The organism is Nostoc sp., from assembly GCF_035638895.1.
In the GTDB taxonomy this organism is placed as follows: Bacteria; Cyanobacteriota; Cyanobacteriia; order Cyanobacteriales; family Nostocaceae; genus Nostoc.
The window spans coordinates 1-7,758 of record NZ_DASQZC010000578.1 but is presented as its reverse complement, the minus strand read 5'-3'; the positions used below and the strand labels follow the sequence as shown (position 1 = coordinate 7,758).

Annotated in this window: 7 protein-coding genes; 5 read left to right on the top strand and 2 right to left on the bottom strand. The window is 42.2% G+C overall.

Annotated elements, in window-relative coordinates:
* Positions 1-58: 58 nt before the first annotated feature.
* Complete coding sequence (locus VE944_RS28605; RefSeq protein WP_324985407.1) at positions 59-364, bottom strand: DUF433 domain-containing protein; 306 nt, start codon at positions 362-364, stop codon at positions 59-61.
* A 582-nt stretch (positions 365-946) separates the two neighbouring features.
* Between VE944_RS28605 and VE944_RS28600 the strand changes: the two genes are divergently transcribed.
* Positions 947-1,330, top strand: a complete 384-nt coding sequence (locus VE944_RS28600) for a hypothetical protein (protein ID WP_324985405.1) — start codon at positions 947-949, stop codon at positions 1,328-1,330.
* A gap of 52 nt (positions 1,331-1,382) precedes the next feature.
* On the opposite strand, the gene VE944_RS28595 is transcribed toward VE944_RS28600, so the two are convergent.
* Positions 1,383-2,342, bottom strand: a complete 960-nt coding sequence (locus VE944_RS28595) for an NAD-dependent epimerase/dehydratase family protein (protein ID WP_324985402.1) — start codon at positions 2,340-2,342, stop codon at positions 1,383-1,385.
* 920 nt (positions 2,343-3,262) lie between these two features.
* On the opposite strand from VE944_RS28595, the gene purD reads away from it, so the two are divergent.
* The 4 genes from purD to nblS form a co-directional block, all read left to right on the top strand.
* Positions 3,263-4,561 (top strand): phosphoribosylamine--glycine ligase, encoded by a 1,299-nt coding sequence (gene purD, locus VE944_RS28590; protein ID WP_324985399.1) that lies wholly within the window; start codon positions 3,263-3,265, stop codon positions 4,559-4,561.
* 81 nt (positions 4,562-4,642) lie between these two features.
* Positions 4,643-4,957, top strand: a complete 315-nt coding sequence (locus tag VE944_RS28585) for an element excision factor XisH family protein (protein ID WP_324985391.1) — start codon at positions 4,643-4,645, stop codon at positions 4,955-4,957.
* 208 nt (positions 4,958-5,165) lie between these two features.
* On the top strand, positions 5,166-5,510 hold the full coding sequence (locus VE944_RS28580) for a XisI protein (RefSeq protein ID WP_324985388.1): 345 nt from the start codon (positions 5,166-5,168) through the stop codon (positions 5,508-5,510).
* A 311-nt stretch (positions 5,511-5,821) separates the two neighbouring features.
* Positions 5,822-7,758 (top strand): two-component system sensor histidine kinase NblS (gene nblS, locus VE944_RS28575; protein ID WP_324985385.1); only part of this gene is annotated, 1,937 nt, incomplete at its 3' end.

Genomic DNA, 7,758 nt, shown 5'->3' with positions numbered 1-7,758 from the left:
TAACAGCTTACCACCCTTAAGCCGCCTCTTGCCGTGCGATGTCTACGACGGGCTACGCCTACGCCACTTCAATTTCTTTAGGATAAACCTCAGCGTACAGCCATGCGTTCACCAAATCAGCAGCAGTTAGCGTCGGGTAATCTTCTAACAAATAGGCTTCACTTGCCCCTTGATGGCGCAGGCTTACCAACAGCCAAACCGGAATCCGAGCCTGCCGAATACAGGCATCGCCCCCCATCACCCCTGGTGTTTTCTCAATGCCAATCAACCCATTGCCCAGACTCGCCGCCAAAATCTGAATTGCCTGTGCCTTTTCTTCCAAAGACAAGGCTAAAAGTTGAGGTTGTAGCTCTTTGAGTGTCATTGTGGGTATCAAGCTGAATACTTGAGATGACGATTGTTCTCTATTATAGGTAAGAACCAATCCGTAACTCATGCGTAAATCCTAATAAAATTTGTTAGTATCCATCAAAAAATATTGCTTCAGGGTTGACGTTTCGGTGTTTCGCGCAGTCTGTAGCAACTTCCGTCTTCCCTGTAAGAACTTCCGCCAAGACGTTTCGGTGTTTCACGCAGTCTGTAGCAACTTCCGTCTTCCCTGTAAGAACTTCTGTCTTGACGTTTCAGTGTTTCACGCAGTCTGTAGCAACTTCCGTCTTCCCTGCAAGAACTTCTGTCTTGACGTTTCAGTGTTTCGCGCAGTCTGTAGCAACTTCCGTCTTCCCTGTAAGAACTTCTGTTTTTCCTGTAGCAACTTTTCCTTTAACTCAGTGCTAAGTCATGAGTCGTGAGTAAAGAGCAACTGCGCTTATAAAAGGGAGAAGGGGAATAAAAATTGCTGAAATTACTCAAATTTTAGTTTTCTGAAGAAAAATCAACAATTTTACGCAGGACAACCTTGTAAAAAATTGTCCACTATAGAATTACTTGAATTAGGGTATTAATTATGGCAAGGCACAAACGCGATTCACGTATTCTTAGCAAAGCTGAGATGCGCTTGGCAAGTGTTAAATCTATCAGTCCTACTCTAGATGTAGGAGATAAGTTAACGGTTAAAGATTATACTGATAAAATTGAAAGTCTCCGTCAATCTCTAGAAGCTTACAATACTAACCTCTCTACTATTGATGTTTTATTAACCCAAATCACCGAAAATGAAAGAGATTTGGCAGACTATTCTGAAAAGATTTTGCTTGGTGTTGCTCATAAGTTTGGTAAAAATAGCCATGAGTATCAGATGGCTGGTGGTACTCGTAAAAGCGATGTCTCCGACCGGCTACGCCAACGTAAGCGTAATGTACGCCAAGGTATTGTTTTGACTACCAGCTAAGAGCAAGACTCCTCAAAAGTCAAGGTTAAGAAGATGAGGGAGATAAGGAAAATTAAGAGGATAGGCAATACAAAGATTTTATCCACTCCCATTCTTGTATCAAACCCTCTCTCAAGGAAACTTGGGGCTGATATCCAAGAATTTTCTTTGCTTTAGATACATCAGCAGCCGTGTGGCGGGCGTCTCCCATCGCTTTTTCTATGTGGTTTCTTTTAATTGATTTCCCAACAATTTCTTCAATCGTATCCAAGACTTCTGCTAAAACCACTCTGCTACCGCCACCGATATTAAAAATTTCTCCCACTGCTTCAGGTGTGAAGGCGGCGGCTAAATTGGCGGCGATGACATCACTAACAAACGTAAACTCCCGCGTTTGCTGTCCATCGCCGTAAATAGGAATCGCTTCATCCTGCAAAATCGATTTAAAGAACTTATGAAATGCCATATCTGGGCGCTGTTTGGGGCCATATACTGTAAAATAGCGCAACGTTACACAGGGGACGCCAAAGTTTTTGTAATATAGTTCACATAAAAACTCCGCAGCTAGTTTCGTAATGCCGTAAGGAGAAACTGGTTTAGGACAAATTCCCTCATGGGTAGGTAACGTTTCTGCATCACCATATATACTAGATGAAGAGGCAAACACTAACCTTTTCAGATGTTTAGCATCTTTAGCTGCTTCTAGCAAAACTTGTGTAGCGTTAATATTTCGTTCTGTATAACCTCGAAAAGCTTTACCCCAACTTGCTCTAACACCTGCTTGCGCCGCTTGATGGTAAACTATATCAACATCTTTTAGGAGTTTTTGCCAATCTAAAAACTGCATATCTCCTTCAACTAATGTAAAGCCAGGTGACTGATGTAAGTGTGCAATATTTTTACGTTTTAACATCGGATCGTAGTAATCATTGAATTCATCAATCCCGATCACTTCTTCTCCTTGTTGCAGCAATGTTTCTACAAAATGAGAGCCAATAAAGCCAGCAGCTCCAGTAACAATAATTTTAGCCATGTTGCCTATTTTTCGATATTTTAATTATTTTTTATATTCACAGATTCATAATTGTAATCAATAATTGTCATTACTTGAAGATGATTTTTTTACTCAATTATTTAAATGGTTAAAAACCATGACAAATAGTTAAATATTTTACTGACATTGGAACAGGTTCAATATATTCGTTTAAGTATTGCAATTTGATAAAAGTATACTAACTAATTAACTAAGTTAAAATTTAAGAATAAATACAGTAAAAATTCAATATAGTGGTTCTCAGTTGAGTAGGTACAGAACCCCATTCCTAACCTAAAATCAAACAAAGAGCTTGCTCGAATGAACCTCATTTAATTACGAAAAGCTATATAGCGGTTCTCGCTTAGGTGTAGTACAGTTTTAACCTCACTTCCATTCCTCTCTCCTAAATGGAGCTACGGTGTACACACAAGTGCTGTCCACATACGTTTTAACTCTTTTACCCACATTTTTTCTGAATTAAACTGTCATACTCAGCGATATCCCGCCCAGAACTAAAGTTCAGCTATGAGACTCGGAATTTATTCCGAGGCGGGATAGAAACGTAGTGCGAGATTTATTAATAAAGATATGACTGCGACAAGACTTGTGTGTACACCGTAGCCTTGGGGGGTAAATCCAGGGTTTGAGTTTCATTTCAAAAATGTGTGTACCCGTAGCTCCTAAAAGGAGAAAGGCTTTGAATCTTATTCTTCTTCCTTTCAAGGGAAGGGGCTGGGGGTTAGGTCGTTTGTATTCCGTACAATTGGGAACCGCTATAGCTATATTTCTTACTGCCCCTGCTCCTGAGCCTTTTTATTTATGAGAGGGCTTGCATAAGTGTGAAAATTAATGAAAAAATTGATCCGCGAGAGCCAAATAGGGCATTCTCGTTTCGCAAGGAACACACGAGGAAAGCAGTGAAAGTTTTAGTTGTAGGTAATGGAGGGCGCGAACATGCTCTGGCATGGAAACTGTTGCAATCTAAGCAAATTGAGCAAGTTGTCTGTGTACCAGGGAATGGAGGCACAGCAAGTTTGGAACGTTGCCATAACTTGCCCTTAACAGTAGATGATTTTGAGGGCATAAGCCGATATGCTCTGGAAAATGGTATCACTCTGGTGATAGTTGGGCCAGAAGTGCCTTTGGCAAAGGGAATCACAGATTACCTCCAAGGCAAAGGGTTAATGGTATTTGGCCCAGTCAGAGCGGGAGCGCAAATTGAGGCGAGTAAAGCTTGGGCAAAAGCCTTGATGCAAGAAGCAGGGATTCCGACGGCACGGGCTGTGGTATTTACGCAGGCAGCAGCAGCAAAATCTTATATCAACTCTCAGGGAGCGCCAATTGTTGTTAAAGCTGATGGCTTGGCGGCTGGTAAGGGCGTAATAGTAGCTGAAACAGTTGCACAGGCAGAAAGTGCCGTTGATGCGATTTTTCAAGGACAATTTGGCAGTGCTGGTGAATTTGTTGTCATTGAAGAATGTTTAGTTGGGCAAGAAGTATCAATTTTAGCGTTAACAGATGGGTTAACGATTCGCCCCTTGCTGCCAGCTCAAGACCATAAGCGAATTGGTGATGGCGATACGGGAGACAATACTGGTGGCATGGGAGCATACAGCCCAGCACCCATTGCTACACCAGAGTTGATGGCACGCATTCAAACAGAAGTATTAGAAAGAGCGATCGCAACCTTACGAGCTAAAGGTATTGATTACCGAGGTGTACTGTATGCTGGGTTGATGATTTCACCCGATGGCGACTTGAAGGTTTTAGAATTTAACTGTCGCTTTGGCGATCCAGAAACCCAAGTGATTTTGCCACTGTTAGAAACACCTTTAGAAGACTTGCTTCTAGCCTGTGTACAACAGCGATTAAGTGAATTACCACCCATTGCTTGGAAAAAGGGAGTATCTGCAACTGTGGTTGCAGCTTCAGGTGGTTATCCAGGAGAATATGAGAAAGGCCAGGTCATTACTGGCATTAGTGAGGCAGAGGTAACGGGAGCAACTGTATTTCATGCAGGTACGAAATTGAACCAGCAACAAGAAGTTGTCACAGATGGGGGTCGAGTATTAAATGTGACTGGAATTGGAGAAAACTTTCAGCAAGCGATCGCCCAAGCATACGCAGGTATCAAATATATCCAGTTTGAGGGAATATATTATCGGAGAGATATCGGTCATAGAGTAGTCAGTGTGAAGCAGAGGGAAACTCCATAACTATCCAATCTAATGTCGGCTTTAAGGCTGGCACTGATTTCCATTACAGCTGCGAGGCCGACTTATACTTAAGTTATAGTTATGCCCAAGTTAGACATTATTCATAATGCGGTAAAAAATGCACTGATAAAAGACGGCTGGGTGATTACGGACGATCGCTACATAATTCAGTATCGAAGAACAACATTATACGCTGATCTCGGTGCTGAACGTCCCATCGGGGCTGAACGAGATGGGCAAAAACTTGTTATTGAAGTGAAAAGCTTTGTTGGTGCATCAAAGATACAAGATTTGAAAGAAGCTCTCGGACAGTATGACATCTACCGTTATCTTTTAGAGGAAACAGCGCCAGACCTAAACTTTACCTTGCTGTTGGTGCGTAGCTTGCCGCCGTAGGCATCGCTTAATAATTGTTTTTTCAACCAGGATGTAATTCAACTCATCCTCCATAAGCTGTTGCACATTTAAATTGCATATACTGGGCGGGCAAGATGCCCACCCCACAAGAGTTATATTTAATTCGATTATGCAAATTAGATGTTTTTTAGCTTAAACATCAACTTCCACTCATTGTTGTCGATACAGAAACAGAGGAGATCACACAATGGATAAATTAACTGAGTATCCCAAGATAATTAAGCGGATCTTGACGGAGTATATAGAAATATGTAACCGTCGTCCTAACCGAGATATGGAAACATTTTTGATTATGGATGAGCCAAAGGGTCACTATATTTGGATGAATCTTGGTTGGCAAAATGGCGAACGCATTACTGGTATGACCGTCTACGTTCGGATTCGAGATGGCAAATTCTGGATCGAGGAAGATTGGACTGAAGATGGAATCGCAACTGACTTAGTTCGTGCCAGTGTTGCCAAGGAAGATATAGTGTTGGCATTTCATGAGCCTAAGATGCGGCAGTACACAGATTTTGCAGTCGCATCGTAACGGTGGCACGTCGGTACTAGCAGCCGCTAACCTGAGCCGAAAAACTAGCCTAAAATCACGACAGGTTGAATTTTTGTTAGACTGCTCATTTGTGCGTAACCAATAGTCACAAAAATGGAGTTTAACGCCTTAATCCTTAACTGGATATCAACTCGGATGCCTGAAATGAGCTAAATTCGTTAAGACTAGCTTACATAAATATCCCCTAGAGTTTCCCATCTCTCCCTCTCCCCTAACATGTTTATCAAATTAACTGTTAATTTTTTAGTTGTTAGGCTTTATAACAAAGACTATTAACAACTTTATTTAAGATGCTAAGTCTGTTAAAAACAATTCGACATGCGATCGCTACTTGGTGGTCGGAGTTCACACTCCAGACCAAATTATTGGCTGTAGTCACAATGGTAGTTTCATTAGTGATGAGTGGCCTGACCTTCTGGGCTGTGAATACAATTCAGCAGGATGCGCGGATGAATGACACCCGCTTTGGCCGTGACTTGGGGCTGCTGCTTGCTGCCAACGTTGCTCCTTTAATCGCTGACAATAATCTGACTGAGGTTGCCCAATTTTCTCAACGCTTCTACAGCAGCACCTCTAGTGTGCGTTATATGCTTTACGCCGACGAAAACGGGGAAATGTTTTTTGGCATTCCTTTTTGGGAAGCGGAGGTAGAAAACTCTCTTACCATTAAACGGCGGATACAACTGCCAGAAGATTACCCTGGTGATGGTGAAAAGCCGATGGTGCGGCAACATACAACCCCAGATGGAATAGTCACCGATGTATTTATTCCCCTGATTGTCAATAAAAAATACTTAGGTGTATTAGCGATCGGTATCAACCCGAATCAGACTGCTGTCATCTCCACCAATTTTACCCGCGATGTTACCATTGCCGTTTTTATTACCATTTGGGTAATGGTGATTTTGGCAGGAGTGATAAACGCCTTGACCATCACTAAGCCCATTAAAGAACTGCTGGTAGGAGTGAAGCAAATTGCTACCGGGAATTTTAAGCAGCGCATTGATTTACCTTTAGGAGGCGAACTGGGGGAGTTAATTTTAAGCTTTAATGAAATGGGAGAGCGATTAGAGCGCTATGAAGAACAGAATATTGAGGAACTGACCGCAGAAAAAGCCAAGCTACAAACCCTAGTTTCAACGATCGCAGATGGTGCTGTGTTGATTGATAACAACATGCAGGTGATTTTAGTCAACCCCACAGCAGAGCGAATTTTTGGCTGGGAAAACGTTAAAGTGGTAGGTCAAAACCTGTTACATCACTTGCCCCCAGCAGTACAAATGGAAATCGCTAGCCCTTTGTACGAAATGGCAGCAGGCCAATGCGAAAGCGCCGAATTCCGAATTTTTATTAACCAACCTACCCCGCGAACGATCCGTATTCTCTTGACTACAGTACTCAATCTGCAAAGGGAAAGCATCAAAGGCATTGCGATTACTGTCCAAGATATAACCCGTGAGGTGGAATTAAACGAGGCAAAAGGCCAATTTATCAGCAACGTTTCTCACGAACTGCGGACGCCTTTATTCAACATCAAAACCCATATTGAAACGTTGTACGACTACGGCGAAGACTTGGATTTACAGAAACGGCAAGAGTATCTGCAAACAGTAAATCATGAAACTGATCGCTTAACCCGCCTAGTTAACGATGTTTTAGATTTGTCAAAACTTGAATCTGGTCGCAACTACAGCTTCGATGGGGTGGATTTAGCCCAAGCGATCGAGCAAACACTGCGTACTTACCAACTGAATGCTAAAGATAAAGGTGTTGAACTCATTCAAGAAGTTGCTCCTAATTTGCCGCTAGTAATGGGTAATTATGATCTGTTAGTACAAGTGTTTGGCAATCTGATTGGTAATGCCCTTAAATTCACCAAAGTCGGTGGCAAAGTGGCAATTCGCGCCTACCAACTAGATTTTAAACCTAGTCACACCCAATCTTCTCCAGTGCGGATTGAAATTTCTGATACTGGAATTGGCATTGCCACAGAAGATCAACACTCAATTTTTGAACGCTTCTTCCGCGTAGAAAACCGAGTTCACACGCTAGAAGGCACGGGTTTAGGTTTATCGATTGTCAGAAATATCATCGACAGACATCGTAGTAAAGTCCATCTGGTGAGTGAAGTTGGTATAGGCACCACTTTTTGGTTCGACTTAGCCGCCTTTGAAGAAAAAGCGCCACCTATATTGATTGAACCTGTTGCTGAAGCATCCAAAATCAC